The following is a 21016-nucleotide window of genomic DNA, read 5'->3' as shown; positions in this document are numbered from 1 at the left end:
ATCCTGCGGGACATGCGGTGGTGGGGGTCAGTGGGGGCGATGAGTGGGGTCAGTGGGCGGGGCGGGCCCGGCCGATGTGCTCCTGCGGCCCCGAGAAGCGCTGCACCAGCGCGGGCACGGCGGCGGCCGGGTCGAGCCGGTAGTCGTAGAACTCCCGCGGCTCGAAGGCGGCGCCCCAGGTGTCATGGCGTCCGGTGGTGTTCCTCAGGATCGATCCGCGCTGCACCAGCTCGGCCGTGGCGTCGGCCTGGTAGGGGTGCTGGACGTCCTGGTAGTAGCTGTTCTCGATGACCATCCGGGTCCGGCCGCGGGACCAGTTGCCGTAGGTCCACACCGGGTCGCCCGGATCCGCCTGCGCGGTCAGGTAGTTGTTGTACAGATGCGCGTAGGCGGCATTGTCCACGGACGGGTTGCGCTGCTTGGTGTGGGCGAACCAGTTGTGGTCGATGGTGATCTGGGTCCTGAGGTTGGTGGTCCAACCGAGGCCGAGGGTCTTGTTGTTGTTCTCGAACCGGTTGTAGGAGACGGTCACGTACTCGCTGTCCTTGCGGATGTCGAGCTGTCCGTCGCAGATGTTCGAGAAGCGGTTGTGGTCGACCCAGACGTGGTGGACGGTGTCCATCTGGATGCCGTCGAAGTCGGTGTTCTTGCAGTCCCAGTCGCCCTCGACCGCCGAGTCACGGATCGTCAGATTGCGGATGATCACGTTGTGGGTGCCGGGAGCGAGGTGCAGCTCGCCCTGGACCAGCTCGCCGCTGCGGCCGGCCCCGACGATGGTCTTGTCGGAAGCGACCTCGATGACCGCCCCGAACGGCTCGGCGGTGATCTTGCCCCGGACGCGGATGACGTACGGCTCGGCCGCCGCCGCGTACCTGGCCAGCGACGCCTGGTCGGTGACCGTGACGACCTTGCCGCCGGACCCGCCGGAGGTGCCCCCCGCCAGGGAGGCGAACCCGTGCGGGCGGTCGGCGAAGCGGTCGGCCGCCGCGCCGGGGGCGGACCCGGCGTCCGCCTCGCCGACCGCCCCCAGCCCGAGGGCGGCGACCAGTCCCAGGACGGCGGCCAGGGTGCTGCCCGCCCCGGGCAAGCGCTTGCCACGGAGGTGCGTCATTGCGGCTCCCAACAGGCGTACGGAGGAGGTGGGTTACGAGGCGGTGACCGTGAAGTGCGTGAAGGTCGCCGCCCCGGCGTGCCCCTGGCCGGTGGGCGCGAGGGCGAACAGGCCGAGCAGGGCGCCGACCCAGCGCCAGGGCGTGGCGGCGAAGACGGGACCGGACGGCGTCCAGCCGTCCCCGACGTCGTACAGGAAGCGGCAGCGGGCGCCGGAGGTGATCTCGATCCGCAGCCGGGCGCGGCCCTCGGGGGCCGGGCGGGGGTGGCCCGCGTCGCGTTCGCGTTCGGCGACGGCCTCGGCGAAGCGGTGGACGAGGTGGACGCTGCCGTCGGTGCCGCGCTGCAGGCCGATCCAGCCGAACGCGTCCCCGAGGACCGCGAGCCCGGCCCGCGCCCCCGGCTCCTCGCTGTCCAGGCGCAGGCCGACCTCGACGGTGGCCGGCCTGCCGGGCAGCCGCTGGGTGAGGACGTTCGGCAGTTTGCGCAGGTCGTGCGCGTCGGCCGAGCGGACGCAGGTGAGCCGGAGCCCGTCCGCGGAGTGCTGGGTGGACCAGCCCTCGCGGGGATTGGCCGTCCACTGCCACTGCCGGCCGTGCCGGCCGCCGGGGAAGTCGTCGTCGGTGGCGGGCGCGGCGGGCGGCTGCGGCGGCAGGTCGGGCCTGCGGTGCACGGCGACGGGGGCGCCGTCGGCGCCGAGCACCGGCCAGCCGTCGGGGCCCCAGCGCATCGGCTGGAGGTGCACGACCCGGCCGTAGGCGCCGCGCTGCTGGAAGTGGACGAACCAGTCCTCGCCGGACCGGGTGCGCACCCAGCCGCCCTGGTGGGGGCCGTTGACGTCGGTGTCCTTCTGTTCGAGGACGATCTTCTCCTCGTACGGGCCGAAGAAGCCGCGGGAGCGGAAGGCGCCCTGCCAGCCGGTCTCCACTCCCCCGGCGGGGGCGAGGATCCAGAACCAGCCGTCGTGCCGGTAGAGCTTGGGGCCCTCCAGGGTGAACCAGCCGGGGATGCGGTCGCCGTCGACGATGACCTTGCCCTCGTCGAGGAGTTCGGTGCCGTCGGGGTGCATCCGGTGGCCGGTGAGCCGGTTCTTGACGCCGGAGCGGGACTTGGCCCAGGCGTGCACCAGATAGGCCTCGCCGGTCTCCTCTTCCCACAGCGGACAGGGGTCGATCAGGCCCTTGCCCGCCTTGAGCAGGTGCGGGCGGCTCCACGGGCCGCGGATCGCGGGGGCGTTGACCTGGTAGATGCCCTGGTCGGGGTCGCCCCAGAAGATCCAGAAGCGGTCGGCGTGATGGCGCAGGGAGGGTGCCCAGACCCCGCAGTCGTGCCGTGGGGTGCGGAACTCGGCCGCCGGTTCCAGGCGGTCCAGGGCGTGCCCGACCAGGGTCCAGTTGACCAGGTCGCGGGAGTGCAGCAGCGGCAGTCCGGGGACGCGGCCGAAGCTGGAGGCGGTCAGGTAGAAGTCGTCGCCGACACGCAGCACGTCCGGGTCGGACCAGTCCGCGTCGAGGATCGGGTTCGTGTACGTCGTCACTGGCTCACCGCCTTCTTGACGAGGGCCGCCGCCGCTTCCCGGTCCAGGCGGCCGTCGGCGACCACGGTGACGATCCGGCGCACGACGGTGTCGCCGGGGGTGACCGGCAGCCGGTCCCGGTGGGCGAGCGAGGAACCGACCCCCGGGTACTCGGCGGTCCGTACGAACCACGGGTCCTGGCGGGTCCGTTCGGTGGCGCCCGCGAACACCAGCGTCCAGCAGGAGCCGACGAGGGCGACCCAGTCGGCGCGGCTGCCGTGCGCCCGCTCCTCGCCCTCGGCGTCGGGGGTGAGGACGTCGGGGGCGGAGGCCTCCTTGCGGGCCCGCCAGAAGAAGCCGCCGTAGGCCGCGCCGGGGCGTCCGTTGGTGGCCGGGCTGCCGATGGTCAGGGTGGCCGGGGTGGCGTTGGTGAGGGAGAAGGTGAAGTCCAGCGCCCAGGCGGAGTCGGTGAGTCCGGTGGCCGCGACGGTACGGCGCTCGCGCAGCAGTTCGGTGCCGGCGGCCATCCAGCGCAGCTCCTCGACGAAGCCGTCGGGGTCGCGCAGCGGGAAGCCCACGTGGCGCTGGGCGCCGTGGTTGTCCAGCTCGGTCGGCCCCTGGTCGCGGACGAAGGTGCGCCCGCCCCAGAAGTTGTGCCCCTCGACGTCGGGAACGGCGACACCGACGCCGAGGTGGTGGGTGTGGTCGGCGGGGCCCAGCTCGGTGACCGCCGTGCCGGCCAGGGTGGTGACCGGGTGCAGATACGGGCGTGGGGAGAGCCGTTCCGGCAGTTCGGGCCGGGTGACGTACCGGCCGACCGGGCGGCCCGCGACCCGCAGGACGGGGGTGTCGTGGGTCGTCATCATGTGCTCACCTCTGTGCGGAGTCCGTGCGGCAGCGCCCAGGGGGCGCCCAGCTCGGAGTAGAGGGCGAGGGTGTCGGCGGCGGCCGTGACCAGGCCGTCGATGCCGGGGACCACCCGGCGCTGTTCGTCGGGCAGCAGGTGCCAGGACCCGGCGGGCAGCGGAGCGGGGTCGGGGGCCCGCCGGACCGCCTCGACGACCTTCATGAAGGCGCCGGTCTCCTCCGGGGTGACCAGCAGGTCCTCGCCGTCGGTGAGATGCCGGACCAGGTTCTCCAGCAGGTCGGTGCGGCCGTACTCGGACTCCTCGGGGCCGTGGCCCGCGCGCTGGAGCAGCACCCGGTCCTGCTTGTACCAGAAGGTGATCCGGCCGCTGCTGCCGTGCACCACGACATACGGCTCGGCGGGGTGCTCGGCGCACAGGGTGGCGGCGACGGTGACCGAGTGACCCTGGGCGGTGGCGACGCGGACGCAGGAGGTGTCGTCGGCCTCGATGTCGTTGGCGCGCAGCAGTTCGGTCTCGACGTCGGTGACGTGCTCGGCGCGGGTCGTGCCGCCGAGCGCCAGGGCGGTGGCGACGGCGTGCGCGAGCGGGTTGGTCAGCACGCCGTCGATCACCTCGACGCCGTTCAGGCGGCGCTGGCCGGCCCAGGGCGCGCGCCGGAAGTAGGACTCGGCGCGAGCCCAGGCGCCGGCTCCGCCGATGCCGGCCGGCTCGCCGATGGCGCCCTCGGCGATCATCCGCCGGATCGCGGGCACCGCCTGCGAACCGAGCGACTGGAACCCGATCTGGCAGGCGACCCCGGCCTCGGCGACCCCCTCGGCCATGCGCCGGAACTCGGCGAAGGACGGAGCGGGCGGCTTCTCCAGCAGGAGGTGCACGCCGCGCCGGGCGGCTTCCAGGGCGAGGTCCGTGTGGGTCGGGATCGGGGTGCAGATCACCGCGACGCGGGCGCCGGTGGAGTCCAGGAGAGCACCGAAGTCGGCGGACTGCTCGGGCGTGCCGAGTCCCTCGGGGAGTTCCTGGGCGGTCAGCGGGATCAGCTCGCAGATGCCGGCCAGCCGGACGACGCCCTTGTCCTGGAGCCGGCGGATGTTCTCCAGATGCCAGCGGCCGTGGCCGCGCGCGCCCGCCAGGACGATGTCCACGGTGCTCATGGGATCCTCCCCGCGCCCGCGCCGCGTGCCACCGCTCGGTCGGCCGCCGCGGCGCTGTCGATCTTTGTGTGCAGGGCAGGTGTCCAGCCGACGTCGGCCGTGAGGTCGCGCTCGCTGCCGGAGTTGTAGGCGTTGTAGGTCGTGCGCAGGTCGACGGGGAAGCCGTTGAAGAGGGTGCCCTCGTCGTGCAGGGCGCTGCCGTTCCAGCTCTTGACCAGGTCGGCGACCTCGACATGGCCCGGGGTGGTGAAGGCGTTGTTCTGGACGTACAGGGCGGACTCGGTGCCGACGCCGATCGCGTACCGGTGGCCGTCCTCGACGACGTACCGGTTGTTGTAGACGTGCACCTGCCCGAAGCGGACGCGCGGTGCCCGCTGGACGACGGACTCGAACGCGTTGTGGTGCAGGGTGACCCGGAGCTTGCCCCGGTCGCCGGTGGCGGTGTCGCCGTTGCCGATGAGCATCGCCTTGTCGTGGCCGGCGAACCGGCTCCAGGAGACGGTGACCAGGTCGGAGCCGCCTGTGATGTCGAGCAGGCCGTCGTGGCGCAGGTAGGTGCGGCCGAAGTGGGTGGGCTCGGCGGAGTCGGGCCGGCCCTTGTCGGTGAACGTCACATGGTCGACCCAGACGTGCGTGGCGCCGCGCAGCCAGAGGTTGTCGTAGGCCGCCTTCCAGTCGCCGAGGCCGCCGGAGTTGGGCTGCCAGACGGGGAAGCAGTCGTAGGCGTCGCGCAGTTCGAGGTTGCGGACGATGACATTGGTGGCGTCCTTGATCTGGAGACTGGCGCCCTTCAGGACCGCCTTCTCGCCGAGGCCGACGATCGTGGTGTGGGAGCCGACGGCCAGTTCGACGCGCTCGGCCTGCCGGGCGGCGGAGGCCTGGCGGGCCTGCTCCTGAGGGCCGCTGGGCTTGGCGGAGCCCCAGGTGCGGGGGTCGTAGGCGGCGAGGTACCGCTTCAGGTCGTAGCCGTCGGTGGCGTAGTCGGCGCAGTCCAGGTGCTCGCCGTCGTCGTCGGTGTTGGCGTCGATCGTCCCCGCGATTTTGATGATCTTCGGGGTGTCGCTGCCGCCGTCGAGGGCACGGACGAGTCCGGCGCGGTCGGTCACCGTGAACACCTGGGCGTCGTCGGCGGCGGCGCCTCCGGTGGTGCCGGTGCCGTGGGACGCCCAGCCGTCACCGGCGGGCAGGGTGTCGCGGCCGAGGTCGCGGCCCTCGGCGTGCGCGGGGAAGCCCAGCAGGCCCAGCAGGGCGAGCGGGACGATGAACCGGTGCCGTCTCATCCCTTCACCGCCCCCGCGCTGAAGCCGGTGATCAGCCACTTCTGGATGAAGGCGAACACCAGCACCACGGGTACGGCCGCGATGATGCCGCCCGCCGCGAGCGCGCCGAGGTCGACGCTGTCGGCGCTCATCAGGGTGTTGAGGCCGACCGGGATGGTCTGCTTGTCCTGGTTGTTGAGGAACATCAGGGCGAACAGGAAGTGGTTCCAGGAGTGCACGAAGGCGAAGGAGCCGACGGCGATCAGGCCGGGCCGCAGCAGCGGCAGCACGACGACCCGGAAGGCCCGCATCCGTCCGCAGCCGTCCACCCAGGCGGCCTCCTCCAGGGAGTACGGCACGTTCTTGATGAAGTTGCTGATCAGGATCATCGACAGCGGCAGCTGGAAGACGGTCTCCGCGAGGATGACGCTGATCAGCGAGTTGATCATCTGGAGTTCGGCGAAGATCTCGAACAGCGGCACCAGCAGCAGCGCGCCCGGCACGAACTGCGAGCAGAGCAGGGCGAGCATGAACGCCCGCTTGATCTTGAAGTCGAACCGGGCGAGGGCGTAACCGCCGGCCAGGGCGACGACGGTCGTCATCACCAGGGTGGCGACGCCGACCAGGACGCTGTTCTGGAAGTAGGTGCCGAAGCTCCGCTCGTTCCAGACCTTCTCGAAGTGGTCGAAGGTGACCGGCCAGGGCACGAGCGAGGTGGATCCGGCCGGGCGGAGCGCGAAGAGCAGGATCCAGTAGAAGGGGATCAGGGTGAAGAGCAGATAGATGCCGAGCGGGAGATAGATCTGCCAGCGCGGGGCCTCGTCCCAGGCGCGGTGCTTGCTGGTGGAGCGGGGCGGCGGCGGGGTCCGGCGGGCGGCGGGCACGACGGGGATGGCTTCCTTGATGCTCACTTGCTGTCGCCTCCGAACTTGCTCAGCCGCAGATAGACCATCGAGCAGAAGAGCAGGATCACGAACGCCACCGTGGTCAGGGCCGACGCGTAGCCGAAGTTGTGGGCGTCGACGCTGGTGTTGGCGATGTAGAGCGGGAGTGTCGTGGTCTCGCCCGCGGGTCCGCCGCCGGTGAGGGTGTAGAGCAGGTCGACGTTGTTGAACTCCCACACCGCGCGCAGCAGCGTGGACAGGATGATGGCGTCCTTCAGATGGGGCAGCGTGATGTGCCAGAACTGCTTGAGCCGGCCGGCCCCGTCGACCTCGGCGGCCTCGTACAGGTCCTTCGAGACGGACTGCAGGTCGGCGAGGATGAGGATCGCGAAGAAGGGGACACCGCGCCACAGGTCGGCGATGATCGCCGCCGGGAAGACGGTGGAGGTGTCCGACAGCCAGCTGGTGCCGTAGGTGCCGATGCCCATGTCCGCGAGGTAACGGGTGATGCCGGTCTGGGAGTTGTAGAGCAGCACCCAGATCGCGGAGGTCAGCACTCCGGAGACGGCCCAGGGGGAGAAGACCATCGCGCGGCCCAGTCCCCGGCCGACGAAGGTCTGGTTGACGATGAGGGCGAGCGCGAGTCCGAACAGCAGCTGGAGTCCGACCTCGACGAAGACCCACTTGGCGCTGAAGACCAGCGTGTCCCAGAACAGCGGGTCCTCGGTGAAGGCGTGGACGAAGTTGTCGAAGCCCGCGTAGCCGTTGCGCCACGGTTTGGTGGGGTTGTAGTGCTGCAGGCTGTAGTAGAAGACGCTGATCACCGGGTAGGCGATGAAGCCCAGCATGAGCAGGGCGGCCGGGGCGATCAGCAGATAGGGGAGCCTGCGCGGGGTGGCGGAGGCACGGCGCCGCCTCGGTGGCGCGGGCGGTTTCGCCACGGCTGCGGCTTGGGCCATGACTGTTCTCCGTTCTCGGTGAAGCGCTTTCCGATCACTGTTCGGGGTCTCGACCGAAGAGGGCGGTGGTCGAAGGGGTGGTTCAGCCGGCGTAGGGGTCGCGCACCGTGCCCGGACGGGCCAGGAACTCGAAGTCGCAGCCGGTGTCTGCCTGGGTGATCTGTTCGTTGTAGAGGGCGCCGTAGCCGCGCTCGTAGCGCGCGGGCGGTGCCGTCCACCGCTCCCGGCGGCGGGCCAGCTCCTCGTCGTCCACGTGGAGTTGCAGGGTGCGCGCCTCGACGTCCAGGGTGATGGAGTCCCCGGTGCGCACCAGGGCCAGCGGGCCGCCGACGTACGACTCGGGCGCCACGTGCAGGACGCAGGCGCCGTAACTGGTGCCGCTCATCCGGGCGTCGGAGATCCGCACCATGTCCCGTACGCCCTGCTTGAGCAGGTGCTCCGGGATGGGCAGCATGCCGTACTCGGGCATGCCGGGGCCGCCCTTGGGCCCGGCGTTGCGCAGCACCAGCACGCTGTCGGCGGTGATGTCCAGCGACGGGTCGTTGATGGTCCGCTGCATGGTCCGGTAGTCGTCGAAGACGACGGCGGGGCCGGTGTGCTTGAGCAGGTGCGGCTCGGCGGTGATGTGCTTGATGACGGCGCCGTCCGGGCAGAGGTTGCCGCGCAGCACGGCGACCCCGCCCTCGCTCGCGACCGGGTTGTCACGGGTGCGGATGACGTCGTCGTCGTGGACGACGGCGCCCGCGATCTGCTCCCGGAGGGTGCCGTTGACGGTCGGCCGGTCCAGGTGCAGCAGATCGGTGATCCGCGACAGGAACCCGGGCAGGCCCCCGGCGAAGTAGAAGTCCTCCATGAGGTACGTCCGGCCGCCGGGACGGACGTTGGCGAGCACCGGCACGGTACGCGCGATGCGGTCGAAGTCGTCCAGGGTGAGCGGGACCTGGCAGCGGCCGGCCATCGCGATCAGATGGATGACCGCGTTGGTGGAGCCGCCCAGGCCGAGCACCGTGGTGACGGCGTCCTCGAAGGCCGCGCGGGTCAGGATCGCCGACGGAAGCAGCCCGCTCCAGGCGAGGTGCACGGCGCGGCGCCCGGAGGCGGCGGCCATCCGCTCGTGCGCGGAGTCGACCGCCGGGATCGAGGAGGCGCCCGGCAGCGTCATGCCGAGGGCTTCGGCCGCCGCGGTCATCGTGGACGCCGTCCCCATGGTCATGCAGTGACCCGGAGAACGGGCCAGCCCGCCCTGCAGCTCGCGCAGTTCGCAGTCGGTCAGATTGCCGGCGCGGTGCTCGTCCCAGTACTTCCACATGTCGGTACCGGAGCCGAGGGTCTCCCCCCGCCAGTGCCCCGGCAGCATCGGCCCCGCGGGCACGAAGAGCGCGGGGACGTCGGCCGAGGCCGCGCCCATGAGCAGCGCCGGCGTCGACTTGTCGCAGCCGCCGAGCAGCACCGCCGCGTCGATCGGATACGACCGCAGCAGCTCCTCCGTCTCCATGGCGAGGAGGTTGCGGTAGAGCATCGGGGTGGGCTTCTGGTAGGTCTCCGAGAGCGTGGCGACCGGGAACTCGAGCGGGAAGCCCCCGGCCTGCCACACGCCCCGCTTGACCGCCTCGGCGCGCTCACGCAGATGGACGTGGCAGGGGTTGATGTCGGACCAGGTGTTGAGCACGGCGATCACCGGGCGGCCCCGGTACTCCTCCGCCTCGTACCCCAGCTGGCGCATCCGGGCGTTGTGCGACCAGGTCCGCAACTGGCCCTCGGTGCCGTACCACTGGTGGCTTCTGAGCTCCTCCGGCGCCTTCATATGGACCAACCGGCGGCGATGGCCGCGACCTCGGCGCGCTCGCTCTCGGGCAGCTGCCTGCTCGGCGGGCGGACGTCCCGGCGGCACAGGCCGAGGGAGGCGAGGGCCTCCTTCACCACGGTGACGTTGTTGGCGGAGCCACTGGCGGCCCGCAGTTCCTCGAAGCGGCGGATCTGCTCCCAGACCTTCATCGCGGCCGGGTAGTCACCGGACCGCAGCGCCTCGATCATGTTCAGCGACACGGCCGGGGCGACGTTCACCAGCCCGGAGGTGAAGCCGGTGGCGCCCGCCGAGAAGTAGGAGGGGGCGTACGGCTCGGCGAGCCCGGCGACCCAGACGAACCGGTCGAGCCCCGCGTCCCGGGCGAAGGCCGCGAACCTGGCGGCGTCCGGGACGGCGTACTTGACGCCGATCACGTTCGGGCAGGAGTCGGCGAGTTCGGCGAGCCGGGCGCCGGTGAGCTGGGCGTTGCGGATGTACGGGACCACGCCCAGCTCGGGCACGGCCTCGGCGATGGCCCGGTGGTAGTCGACCCAGCCGTCCTGCGAGACGTAGGGGTGGACGGGCTGGTGGACCATCACCATGGCGGCGCCCAGTTCCCGGGCGTGCCGGGCGGAGGCGATCGCGGTGGGCACGTCGTGGCCGACGCCGACGAGGATCACGGCGCGGTCGCCGGCCTCGTCGACGGTGAGCTCGGTGACGAGGCGGCGTTCCTGGGGGCTGAGGGCGTAGAACTCACCGGTGTTGCCGTTGGGGGTCAGGGTCCGGATCCCCCCGTCGAGCAGTCGACGCAGCAGGGCCCGGTGGACGTCCTGGTCGATGCTGCCGTCCTCGGCGAACGGGGTCACCGGGATCGACACCACGTCGGCCAGGGCCGCCCGCTGGGTCTCGAACGTCTCGCTGCTCATTCCTGACCTTCCTGGTTGGCGGCGCCGGGAAACGCCCGCTCGACGAAGGACGCGATGTGGGCGTGCAGGGCGCGCGCCGCGCCGTCCGCGTCGCCGCCGAGGGCGAGCCGCAGGATCTCCTCGTGCTCACCGGCCTCCCGCTCCCAGGAGGGCGACGCGGCCCAGGCGACGGCGGAGACGAGGGCGGCCTGGTCACGGACCTCGTCGAGCATCCGGCCGAGCAACGGGTTGCCGCAGGGCAGGTACAGGGCGCGGTGGAACTCCCGGTTGGCCAGGGAGCGTTCGGCGGTGTCGGTGGCCTGGTCCGCCCGGGTCAGGGCGTCGCGGGCGGCGTCGAGGGAGGCGCCCCGGCGGACGGCCCGCTTCAGCGCCTCGGGCTCCAGGAGCAGCCGCACGTCGTAGACCTCGCGCGCCATGTCCGCGTCCACCATGCGCACCGTGACGCCCTTGTACTGGTTCATCACGACGAGCCCGGTCCCGGCGAGCGTCTTGAGCGCCTCGCGCACCGGGGTCTTGGAGACCCCGAACTGCGCGGCCAGCTCGGTCTCCACCAGGGCCTGGCCGGGGGTCAACTGGCCGGTGAGGATACGGCGTTTGATCTCCTCCAGCACGTACTGCGTGCGGGAGGGGATCGGCGTGGGCACAGAGGTCATGCGCGCCTCTCGGATCTCACATATCGCGTCTCATATATGACGTACGAAGTACGACGCGTTGAAGGTAGGAGCGCCCCTGTGTTTCGTCAATGCTTCCGACAAAGAAAGTCGAAGTTGCGTTCGGACGGAGTGGGTGACTCCGGGCCTGGCGTGGCGGTGCGCCGACGAAGGCCGAGGCCGCACGAGTCACATGAACCTGTTCACCTTCGCGATGTCGGTCGATGCCGCGTGAGCGCGCGTCGGCGGGAGGGCGTGGGCCGGTCGGGGTAAGCCGAGACCGGGAGGGTCGATTCGGAGTGCAGGTGCGCTGTCCGGGCGGCGTGGAGCCCGAGCTGGCCCGTGTGCCGCTGCAACCGCGTGGTACCCGTGAGGGACCTGCGGGGCGGCTCGATCGCCGCCCCGCTCACCGCCTTCGGTTACGGCCGCGTCCAGTGCGGATCCCGCCCGCTCAGGCCCATCGCCCGGTCGAGCAGTGGGGCGTCCTGCGGTACGGAGACGATCGGGCCGAAGATCTCGCCGCGGCCGGGGTCGTCCTTCGAGGCGAGGAGGAAGTCGTGGGCGGCCTCCAGGGCGGCCGGGTCGGGGGCGTACGGCTGCCCCGTGGCGCGGGCCAGGTCCCAGCCGTGGACGACCAGTTCGTCGATGGCCACGGCACCGGCGACGTCGCCGGGCAGGTCGACGCCGCCCGCCCGGGTCATCCCGGTCCACGCGGCCGGGTCGCGCCAGGCCCCGGCGAGTTCGTCCAGGACCTTCGGGAGCTCCTCGCGCCAGCCGGGGCCGATGTCGGGGAGGGAGGCGGTGGGCGGGGTGTCGGTCGTGGCGCCGAGCTTCTTGCGGCCGGCGTCGCGGAAGGCGATGCTCAGGCCCAGCAGATGGCCCAGCAGGTTGCGGACCCTCAGGTCCGGGCACGGTGTCGGGTCCGTCAACTGTTCGTCGGTCACGCCCTCGGCGAGGCGGGCGAGGATCTGGGTCTGGGGTCCCAGGTCGATGATCGAGTCCGTCATGGGGCTGCTCCTCGGGGTCTGCGCGGCGGTCATGAAGGGTGGACCACCTTGACCCCGGAAACTCATCGCCCGTACCCGAGGAAACAGCTCCCGCGACGACGGAGCCCGCGAGCCCTCACCCGCCGGGACCACCTCCGCCCGAACCCTCCACCCCTCCGCGAACCACTGCCGCCCGGACACCTCCCCCCACCGGGACCGCCACCGCCCGAACGCACCACCGCCGGGACCTCCGCCACCCGGACACCCCACCCCACCGGGACCACCGCCACCCGAACGCACCACCGCCGGGACCGCCGCCACCCGGACGCCCCACCCCGTCGCGGACCACCACCTCCCGCCCCGCCGGGACCACCGCCCCCGGACACCCACCCCGCCGCGAACCACCGCCACCCGGACGCCCGTCAGCCCCCGGCGAGCGCCACCCGGACGCCCGTCGAGCGCCGCCCCGACGCCCGTCAGCTCTCCGCGAGCGCCGACCGCACCAGTTCCAGGTCCCCGTCGGACGCCAGACCCGCGTGGTACAGCCGCAGTTCCGTCGCCCCGAGCGCACGCGCGCGTGCGGCGTCCGCGGCGAGGGTGCCCGGGCTGCCGCCCATCCCGGAGACCACGGTGAAGTTGGCGGCCAGCACCCCGCGCCCCTGCTCGGCGAACGGCGTCAGCGGATCGGGGCCGCCGGTACAGGGCACGACCACACCGTCGGCGACCGACAGGATGTGCGCGGGATCCACACCGGCGTTCGCCCCGCAGTGGTAGGACACGGGATCGGCGTGCAGCAGCACCTGGAACCCGGCCGGCGCCGCGGCACGGACCGCGGCGACGGCCGCCTCCTGGAGCGTGCGGGCCGTCTCGTCGCGCCACGCGCGCGTGGCGGCCGCCTGGCCCTCCCCGAGCAGCTTCTCGATGCCCGCCCACCCCTCGTCGGCGGCCACGCCCCGCCACAGCGGCTCCAGCGCGGCCCGGACGGCCGCCGCCAACTCGTCGGCGTCCAGGCCCCGGTCGCCGTAGCCCTGACGGCAGGCCGGGCAGAAGCAGAGCGACATCAGGTACTGCCCGGCCTCCCCCAGGCCGACGCCGCCGGTCTTGTCGTGGGCGTGCAGATGGGCGAGGCCGTACCAGCCGAGGGACTCCAGTTCGGTGCCGCGCGCGCCGGGCCGTACCGCCGCCTCGGCGGCCAGGTCGGTCAGGTACGCGCGCGTGGCGGGCTGTGCGATGCACGGGGCCCACGGGTAGCGGTCACCATAGGCGTTGACCACCGAGGTGTGCGGATGCTCGGCGCCGAGGCGGGAGTTGTGCGCGAGCACGACCCAGGTGTGCACCTCCAGGCCGGTTTCCGCGAGCGCGGCCGCCGCCTCGCCGTAGGCGTCCCCGGGCGCCCAGTCCCCGGCCGCGTAGGGGCGCAGTTCCCGGCCGTCCCAGCGCGCGTCCGCCGGGTAGAGCACGGCGGCGTGTTCGGCCGTGACGATGCGGTGGCGCGGGTGGCGGGGGGTGAGCGCGCGGGTGGAGTGGTAGGCGGAGGCCAGCGTCACCTGTCCGACGCCGAGGGCGGCGATCCGCCCGGCCGCCTCCGGGTCTCCGTTGACGTCCCAGGGGTAGACGAACGCCGACGCCTTCACTTGCCGTCCTCCTCGTCGTCGAGCAGCGCGTACCCGCGCTCGATCAGCAGCGCGAGCTGCTTGACATGATCCTCGCCCGGCTCGTGCAGCGGCGGCCGGACCTCCCCCACGTCGAGGCCGCGCAGCCGGACGCCCGCCTTGACGAGCGCGACGGCGTACCCGCGGCCCTGGGCGCGCAGTTCGGTGAACGGCCGGTAGAAGCCGTCCAGGAGGCGGCGGGCGGTGGCCTCGTCGCCGTGGTGCAGCGCCTGATGGAAGGTGAGGGCGATCTCGGGGGCGAAGCAGAACACGGCCGACGAGTAGAGCGTGACGCCGAGGGAGCGGTACGCGAGCTGGGTCAGCTCGGCGGTGGGCAGTCCGTTGAAGCAGAGGAAGTCACCGGGGACGTCGGTGCGCAGGGCACTGACGGTCCGCTGCATGAGGTCCAGGTCGCCGAGTCCGTCCTTGAACCCGATGATCCCGTCCGTGCGGGCGAGCTCGACGACCGTCTGCGGGGTGAACACGGCGTTGTCGCGCTGGTAGACGATCACGGGCAGCGCGGTGGCCACGGCGACCTCCCGATAGTGCCGCAGCAGCCCCTCCTGCGCGGCGAGCACGAGATACGGCGGCATGGCGAGCAGCCCGTCGGCGCCGGCCGCCTCGGCGAGCCGCGCGTACCGCACGGCGAGCGCGGTGCCGTATCCGGTGCCCGCGACGACGGGAACCCGCCCCGCCGTCACCTCCACGGCCGCCCGTACGCACTCCTGGTACTCCTCGGGCGTCAGCGCGTGGAACTCCCCGGTCCCGCAGCAGGCGAAGACGGCGGCGGCCCCGGCCTCCACTCCCCGGCGCACATGCTCGCGGTAGACGTCGGGATCGACGGCGCCCTGGGGGCCGTAGGCGGTGACGGGGAAGAACAGCGGCCCGCTGGGGAGGCCGAGTCGAGCGGCGAGGTCGGCTGGCGTCACAGGCTCTCCCTAGAACGGGTCGGTCACGACGATGTGCAGGTTTCTGATCGGAGTTTATGTTTATGAACACCTGCTCCGCCACTCTTGACGAGGCGGGGTGATGATCCATAGCTTGTCCACGAATGTGAATACCGTGCACTCATACGGCCGTTCCGCTCCGGCCGCCCACTCAAGGAGACCGAGGATGCCAGCGCCCCGCACCGTTCTGCTCACCGGCGCCGCCGGCGGCCTCGGCACCCTGATGCGGGACCTGCTGCCCGAGTACGGCTATGAGCTGCGCCTGCTCGACCTGCGCCCGATCGAGGGCGAGCCGGACGCCATCGTGGCGGACCTCGCCGACCGGGAGGCGCTGCGCGAGGCCGTCCGGGGCGTCGACGCGATCATCCACCTGGCGGGCATCTCCCTGGAAGCCCCCTTCGAGAAGATCCTCCGGGCGAACATCGAGGGCACCTACCACCTCTACGAGGCCGCGCGCGAGGAGGGCGTCGGGCGCATCGTCTTCGCCTCCTCCAACCACGCGGTCGGCTTCACCCCCCGCCCGCAGGGCGACGACCCGCTGATCCCGGTCGACACCCCGCGCCGCCCGGACACCTTCTACGGCCTGTCCAAGTCCTTCGGCGAGGACCTCGCCCAGTTCTTCTGGGACAAGTACGGCCTGGAGACCGTCTCGGTGCGCATCGGCTCCTGCTTCCCGGAGCCCACCAGCGTCCGCATGCTGTCGGTCTGGATGAGCCCCGCCGACGGCGCCCGCCTCTTCCACGCGGCCCTGACCGCCGAGGAGGTCGGCCACACGGTCGTCTACGGCTCCTCCGCCAACACCCGCCTGTGGTGGGACCTCACCACGGCCCGCTCCCTCGGCTACACCCCCGAGGACGACTCCGAGCCCTACGCCGAGAAGCTGATCGCGGAACACGGCGACCTGGACCCCGCGAACGAGGCCCACGCCTGCCTGGGCGGCCACTTCGTGAACGACCCGCCGATCTGGCCGTACTGACCGAAAAGGACGCGTGGCAAGGGCGGACGGGCACAGAACGGACCGCTCCGCCCACCCATTCGGGCACGGGAGAACAACGGACCGAGCCTTCCGGCGTACGGCGGGACAGCACCGGTTCAGGGGCGCGGGGGACTGCGCGACCAGCCACGACGAACCCGCGGCCGAGTGACAGGAGCGCCCGCCGAGTCCGTGGCCGCCCCGAGACCGAACGGGCACACCCGGGCAGCAATGGGCGCGCAACAGACCTGGTCACCGAAGAACCGCCGCTGTAGAACTTCCTGCATGAGCCCGAACGGGCAGCACATGCGAGAAGGCGGGCGACGAAGATGACCAGAACCGCGGAAGAACGCCAGCGCGAGATCATCCGCGCCGCCCGCGCGAACGGCTCCGTCGACGTCAACGCCCTCGCCGCCGACCTGGGCGTGGCCAGGGAGACCGTACGCCGGGACCTCCGCGCCCTGGAGGACCACGGCCTGGTCCGCCGCACCCACGGCGGCGCCTACCCCGTGGAGAGCGCCGGCTTCGAGACGACGCTCGCCTTCCGCGCCACCAGCCACGTACCCGAGAAGCGCCGGATCGCGACCGCCGCGGCGGACCTGCTCGGGGACGCCGAGACCGTCTTCGTCGACGAGGGCTTCACCCCCCAGCTCATCGCCGAGGCACTCCCCCGGGACCGGCCGCTGACCGTGGTCACCGCGTCCCTGCCGGTGGCGGGCGCGCTCGCGGAGGCCGAGAACGTCTCGGTGCTGCTGCTCGGCGGCCGGGTCCGGGCCGGCACCCTGGCCACCGTGGACCACTGGACGACGAAGATGCTGGCCGGCTTCGTCATCGACCTGGCGTTCATCGGCGCCAACGGCATCTCCCGGGAGCACGGTCTGACCACTCCCGACCCGGCGGTCAGCGAGGTCAAGGCCCAGGCCGTACGGGCCTCCCGGCGGACCGTGTTCGTGGGTGTGCACACCAAGTTCGGCGCGGTCAGCTTCTGCCGGTTCGCCGAGGTCGGCGCCCTGGAGGCGATCGTGACGAGCACCCTGCTGCCCTCGGCGGAGGCGCACCGCTACTCACTGCTGGGCCCGCAGGTCATCAGGGTCTGATTTTCAAACTGACGTCCCCAGGGGGGTCGTAGCCCCATCGACGCCCCTTATATCCCCCTATGTCATTTTCCGAGGTCCAGGAGCGATCCATGCGAACCCAGAGCCGACGGAGGCCGCGAGCCGCGCTCGCCACGGCCGCCGTAGGGACGCTGCTCGCCCCGCTGCTCTCCGGCTGCTGGGTCGGAGCGGGCGGGGCCGGATCGGGCGGCGACTCGATCAACGTCCTCATGGTCAACAACCCGCAGATGGTGGAGCTGCAGAAACTCGCCCCCCACTTCACCGAAGAGACCGGCATCAAGGTCAACTTCACCGTGCTGCCCGAGAACGACGTCCGCGACAAGATCAGCCAGGACTTCGCCAACCAGGCCGGCCAGTACGACGTCGCCACCCTCTCCAACTACGAGATACCGATCTACGCCCGCAACGACTGGCTGAAGGAGATGGACTCCTACGTCGCCGACGACCCGGCCTACGACGAGCAGGACATCCTCAAGCCGATGCGCCAGTCCCTGACCGGCGACGACGGCAAGCTCTACGGCCAGCCCTTCTACGGCGAGTCGTCCTTCCTGATGTACCGCAAGGACGTCTTCGACGAGCAGGGCCTGACGATGCCCGCCCGCCCCACCTGGCGCCAGGTGGCCGACCTCGCCGCCCGGCTGGACGGCGCCGAGCCGGGCATGAAGGGCATCTGCCTGCGCGGTCTGCCCGGCTGGGGCGAGGTCATGGCACCCCTCACCACGGTCGTGAACACCTTCGGCGGCACCTGGTTCGACCAGGACTGGCACGCCCGGCTCGACTCCCCGGAGTGGGCGGAGGCGACGAAGTTCTATGTCGGCCTCGTCCGGGAGCACGGCCAGTCCGGCGCGGCCCAGTCCGGCTTCGCCGAGTGCCTGAACAACATGACCCAGGGCAAGGTCGCCATGTGGTACGACGCCACCTCCGCGGCCGGTTCCCTGGAGTCCGCCGGCTCCCCGGTCAAGAGCAAGGTCGGCTACGCGCCCGCGCCGGTCGAGCGGACCGACTCCTCCGGCTGGCTCTACACCTGGGCCTGGGGCATCCAGGATGCCTCCCGCAACCCCGACAAGGCCTGGCGGTTCGTCTCCTGGGCGTCGAGCAAGGAGTACGAGCAACTGGTCGGCGACGAGATCGGCTGGTCCAGCGTCCCGGCGGGCAAGCGCGCCTCCACGTACCAGAACCCGGCGTACCGCGAAGAGGCCGCCGCCTTCCAGGAGATGACGAAGGAGGCCATCGAGGGCGCCCGCCCGGGCGACCCGGGAGTGCAGCCGCGCCCGGCACCCGGCATCCAGTTCGTCGGCATCCCCGAGTTCACCGACCTCGGCACCAAGGTCTCCCAGGAGATCAGCGCGGCCATCGCCGGACGCCAGTCCGTCGAGTCGGCCCTGAAGAAGGCACAGGACCTCGCCGAGAAGATCTCCGAGGAGTACGAGGGACGATGACCGCCACCACCACAGCCCCGACCGCGACACCCGCCGTCCGCACCGGGAAACCCCCCTCGGACCGGCTGCGCGCGTGGGCGACCCGCGCCCCGCTCCTGCCCGCCCTGATCTTCATGATCGCGGTGACCCAGCTGCCGTTCGTGGCCACGCTGGTGATCTCGTTCTTCGACTGGAACTCGCTGTACCCCGACGCCCGCAGCTTCACCGGCCTCGCGAACTACGCGGACGTCCTCACCGATGCCGACCTGCGCCGCTCGGTGTGGACGACGATCCTGCTCACGGTGGCGGTGGTGCTGGCGAGCCTGGTTCTGGGCCTGGCCCTCGCCCTGCTGCTGGACCGGAGGTTCAAGGGCCGGGGCGTGGTCCGCACCCTGCTGATCGCCCCGTTCCTGGTGGTCCCCGTGGCAGCGGCGCTGCTGTGGAAGCACGTTCTCTACAACCCCGAGTACGGCCTGTTCAACGGCCTGTTGCACTACGTGGGCGGCCCGCAGCCGGACTGGATCTCCACCACTCCGCTGCTCGCCGTGGAAGCCGCCCTGGTCTGGCAGTGGACGCCGTTCATGATGCTGATCCTGCTGGCGGGGCTCCAGAGCCGCGACCAGCAGCAGATCGAGGCGGCCCGGGTGGACGGCGCGAGCGACTGGCAGATCTTCCGCCATCTCACGCTCCCGCACCTGCGCCGCTACCTCGAACTCGGGGCCCTGCTGGGCTCGATCTACATCGTCCAGAACTTCGACGCGGTGTTCACGCTCACCTCGGGCGGCCTGGGCACGGCGAACCTCCCCTACACCGTCTACCAGAGCTTCTACCAGGCCCATGAGAACGGCCTCGCCTCGGCGGCCGGCGTCCTGGTCGTCATCGGCTCGATCATCATCGCGACCTTCGCGCTGCGGGTCGTCTCGTCCCTGTTCCGCGAGGAGGTGTCCCGCGCATGAACGCCGTACGCAGAAACGGCCTCGGCCTGCTGGCCTGGTTCCTCGGCATCCTGTTCTTCCTGCCCATCGCCTGGATGGCCCTGACGTCCTTCCACTCGGAGGAGGACGCGGCGACGAACCCGCCGTCGTTCGGGGCGGCGCTCACCCTGGACGGCTACCGGGAGTTCTTCGGCACCGACGGCGGGGCGAGCCCCTGGCCGTCGCTGATCAACTCGACCGTGGCCTCGCTGGGTTCGACGCTGCTGGTGCTGCTGCTGGCGCTCCCGGCGGCCTACGCCCTGTCCATCCGCCCGGTGAAGAAGTGGACGGACGTCCTGTTCTTCTTCCTGTCCACGAAGATGCTGCCGGTCGTGGCGGGCCTGCTGCCCATCTACCTGTTCGCGAAGAACACCGGCCTGCTCGACAACATCTGGCTGCTGGTCGTCCTCTACACCTCGATGAACCTGCCGATCGCGGTCTGGATGATGCAGTCGTTCCTGTCCGAGGTACCGGTGGCGATCATCGAGGCGGCCCGGGTGGACGGCGCGAAGCTGCCCACGATCCTGGCCCGCGTGGTCGCCCCGATCGCCCTCCCCGGCATCGCCGCCACCGCCCTGATCTGCTTCATCTTCAGCTGGAACGAACTGCTCTTCGCCCGGGTGCTGACCGGCGTGGTGGCCGAGACCGCCCCCGTCTTCCTGACCGGCTTCATCACCAGCCAGGGCCTGTTCCTGGCGAAGGTGTGCGCCGCGTCGCTCGTCATCTCCCTGCCGGTGCTCGCCGCGGGGTTCGCCGCCCAGGACAAACTGGTCCAGGGCCTGTCGTTGGGAGCCGTGAAATGAAGGCCGCCGTCATCGAGTCCAGGGGCCGGGCCGTGGTCGCCGAGGTCCCGGATCCGACGCCGGGCCCGCGCGACGTCGTCGTGGAGGTCGCCGCGTGCGGCCTGTGCGGAACGGACCTGCACATCCTCCAGGGCGAGTTCGCGCCGGAACTGCCGATCGTGCCCGGGCACGAGTTCGCGGGCACGGTGGTCGGCGTGGGCACCCAGGTCACCGAACTGTCGGAGGGCGACCGGGTGGCGGTGGACCCGTCCCTGTACTGCCACGAGTGCCGCTACTGCCGTACCGGCCACAACAACCTCTGCGCACGCTGGGCCGCGATCGGCGTGACGACGCCGGGAGGCGCCGCGCAGTACGCGCTGGCCCCGGTCGCGAACTGCGTACGGCTGCCCGACCACGTCCGTACCCAGGACGCGGCGCTGGTGGAGCCGCTGTCGTGCGCCGTCCGCGGCTACGACGTCCTGCAGTCCCGCCTCGGGGCGCACGTCCTGATCTACGGCTCGGGAACCATGGGCCTGATGATGCTGGAACTGGCGAAGCGGACGGGGGCGGCGAGCGTCGACGTGGTGGACGTGAACCCGGCGCGCCTGGAGACGGCCCGGCGGCTGGGGGTGTCGGCGTCGGCGGGGAGCGCGGACGAGCTGGACCGGCCGCAGGGCTGGGACCTGGTGGTCGACGCGACGGGCAACGCGGCGGCGATCCAGGACGGCCTGGAGAGGGTGGCGAAGGCCGGCACGTTCCTGCAGTTCGGGGTGGCGGACTACGGCACGCGCGTGTCGATCGACCCGTACCGCATCTACAACCAGGAGATCACCATCACCGGCTCCATGGCCGTCCTGCACAGCTTCGAACGAGCGGCGGAACTCTTCGCGGGCGGCGTCCTGGACCCCGACGTCTTCATCAGTGACCGCATCCCCCTGGCCCGGTACCCGCAGGCACTGGACCAGTTCGCGGCGGGGGTGGGCCGCAAGATCGTGGTGGTCCCCTAGCGGAACGCGGCGGGGGCGAAGAACCCCGGTGCCGCCGGGGCGGGCCGGACGT

General features: G+C 71.6%; 19 protein-coding genes. 6 read left to right on the top strand and 13 right to left on the bottom strand.

The features are described 5' to 3' along the window. Positions 1–49: 49 nt before the first annotated feature. The 13 genes from ACFYW5_RS22180 to ACFYW5_RS22120 all read right to left on the bottom strand — a co-directional run bounded on the left by ACFYW5_RS22180 (position 50) and on the right by ACFYW5_RS22120 (position 14677). Positions 50–1111 carry a polysaccharide lyase family 1 protein gene (locus ACFYW5_RS22180; protein WP_389418761.1) on the bottom strand — a complete coding sequence of 354 codons (1062 nt, stop codon included), beginning with the start codon at positions 1109–1111 and terminating at the stop codon, positions 50–52. Between the two features lie 33 nt (positions 1112–1144). Beyond that, positions 1145–2647, bottom strand: a complete 1503-nt coding sequence (locus ACFYW5_RS22175; RefSeq protein WP_389418760.1) for a family 43 glycosylhydrolase — start codon at positions 2645–2647, stop codon at positions 1145–1147. Beyond that, positions 2644–3489, bottom strand: coding sequence for a PmoA family protein (locus ACFYW5_RS22170; RefSeq protein ID WP_389418874.1), 846 nt, complete (start codon positions 3487–3489; stop codon positions 2644–2646). Before ACFYW5_RS22170 ends, ACFYW5_RS22175 begins: the two co-directional genes overlap by 4 nt. Further along, on the bottom strand, positions 3489–4646 hold the full coding sequence (locus ACFYW5_RS22165; protein WP_389418759.1) for a Gfo/Idh/MocA family protein: 1158 nt from the start codon (positions 4644–4646) through the stop codon (positions 3489–3491). The genes ACFYW5_RS22170 and ACFYW5_RS22165 overlap by 1 nt, the downstream gene beginning before the upstream one ends. Further along, positions 4643–5926, bottom strand: a complete 1284-nt coding sequence (locus ACFYW5_RS22160) for a polysaccharide lyase family 1 protein (RefSeq protein WP_389418758.1) — start codon at positions 5924–5926, stop codon at positions 4643–4645. The genes ACFYW5_RS22165 and ACFYW5_RS22160 overlap by 4 nt, the downstream gene beginning before the upstream one ends. Next, on the bottom strand, positions 5923–6816 hold the full coding sequence (locus ACFYW5_RS22155; RefSeq protein ID WP_389418757.1) for a carbohydrate ABC transporter permease: 894 nt from the start codon (positions 6814–6816) through the stop codon (positions 5923–5925). The genes ACFYW5_RS22160 and ACFYW5_RS22155 overlap by 4 nt, the downstream gene beginning before the upstream one ends. Beyond that, complete coding sequence (locus tag ACFYW5_RS22150; protein WP_389418756.1) at positions 6813–7748, bottom strand: carbohydrate ABC transporter permease; 936 nt, start codon at positions 7746–7748, stop codon at positions 6813–6815. The genes ACFYW5_RS22155 and ACFYW5_RS22150 overlap by 4 nt, the downstream gene beginning before the upstream one ends. A gap of 82 nt (positions 7749–7830) precedes the next feature. After that, positions 7831–9552: an L-arabinonate dehydratase gene (araD, locus tag ACFYW5_RS22145; RefSeq protein ID WP_389418755.1), complete on the bottom strand. Its 1722-nt coding sequence runs from the start codon at positions 9550–9552 to the stop codon at positions 7831–7833. Next, complete coding sequence (locus ACFYW5_RS22140) at positions 9549–10460, bottom strand: dihydrodipicolinate synthase family protein (protein WP_389418754.1); 912 nt, start codon at positions 10458–10460, stop codon at positions 9549–9551. The genes araD and ACFYW5_RS22140 overlap by 4 nt, the downstream gene beginning before the upstream one ends. Then, positions 10457–11113 carry a GntR family transcriptional regulator gene (locus tag ACFYW5_RS22135; RefSeq protein ID WP_389418753.1) on the bottom strand — a complete coding sequence of 219 codons (657 nt, stop codon included), beginning with the start codon at positions 11111–11113 and terminating at the stop codon, positions 10457–10459. Before ACFYW5_RS22135 ends, ACFYW5_RS22140 begins: the two co-directional genes overlap by 4 nt. Before the next feature lie 416 nt (positions 11114–11529). Next, the gene (locus tag ACFYW5_RS22130; protein ID WP_389418752.1) at positions 11530–12117 is read right to left on the bottom strand and encodes a TIGR03086 family metal-binding protein; all 588 of its coding nucleotides are present in this window, start codon (positions 12115–12117) and stop codon (positions 11530–11532) included. Between the two features lie 455 nt (positions 12118–12572). Continuing rightward, positions 12573–13730, bottom strand: a complete 1158-nt coding sequence (locus ACFYW5_RS22125; protein ID WP_389418751.1) for a hypothetical protein — start codon at positions 13728–13730, stop codon at positions 12573–12575. Beyond that, positions 13727–14677: a 5-dehydro-4-deoxyglucarate dehydratase gene (locus tag ACFYW5_RS22120; RefSeq protein ID WP_389418750.1), complete on the bottom strand. Its 951-nt coding sequence runs from the start codon at positions 14675–14677 to the stop codon at positions 13727–13729. Before ACFYW5_RS22120 ends, ACFYW5_RS22125 begins: the two co-directional genes overlap by 4 nt. Before the next feature lie 184 nt (positions 14678–14861). Between ACFYW5_RS22120 and ACFYW5_RS22115 the strand changes: the two genes are divergently transcribed. From ACFYW5_RS22115 to ACFYW5_RS22090, 6 genes are all read left to right on the top strand, one after another. After that, entirely contained in the window at positions 14862–15671 is an 810-nt protein-coding gene (locus ACFYW5_RS22115; protein ID WP_389418749.1) for an NAD-dependent epimerase/dehydratase family protein, read from the top strand. A 326-nt stretch (positions 15672–15997) separates the two neighbouring features. Next, a complete protein-coding gene (locus ACFYW5_RS22110) occupies positions 15998–16765 on the top strand; it encodes a DeoR/GlpR family DNA-binding transcription regulator (protein WP_389418748.1) in 768 nt (255 codons plus the stop codon). Positions 16766–16854: 89 nt separating this feature from the next. Further along, positions 16855–18222: an ABC transporter substrate-binding protein gene (locus ACFYW5_RS22105; RefSeq protein ID WP_389418747.1), complete on the top strand. Its 1368-nt coding sequence runs from the start codon at positions 16855–16857 to the stop codon at positions 18220–18222. After that, the gene (locus ACFYW5_RS22100) at positions 18219–19157 is read left to right on the top strand and encodes a carbohydrate ABC transporter permease (RefSeq protein WP_389418746.1); all 939 of its coding nucleotides are present in this window, start codon (positions 18219–18221) and stop codon (positions 19155–19157) included. Before ACFYW5_RS22105 ends, ACFYW5_RS22100 begins: the two co-directional genes overlap by 4 nt. Beyond that, entirely contained in the window at positions 19154–19978 is an 825-nt protein-coding gene (locus tag ACFYW5_RS22095; protein ID WP_389418745.1) for a carbohydrate ABC transporter permease, read from the top strand. The genes ACFYW5_RS22100 and ACFYW5_RS22095 overlap by 4 nt, the downstream gene beginning before the upstream one ends. Then, positions 19975–20964 (top strand): zinc-dependent alcohol dehydrogenase family protein, encoded by a 990-nt coding sequence (locus ACFYW5_RS22090; protein WP_389418744.1) that lies wholly within the window; start codon positions 19975–19977, stop codon positions 20962–20964. Before ACFYW5_RS22095 ends, ACFYW5_RS22090 begins: the two co-directional genes overlap by 4 nt. Positions 20965–21016 lie beyond the last annotated feature (52 nt).

This window comes from Streptomyces sp. NPDC002779 (genome assembly GCF_042888685.1).
Lineage (GTDB): Bacteria > Actinomycetota > Actinomycetes > Streptomycetales > Streptomycetaceae > Streptomyces.
Note: the sequence above shows the minus strand (reverse complement) of the source record. Positions and strands in the feature narration are given on the sequence as shown.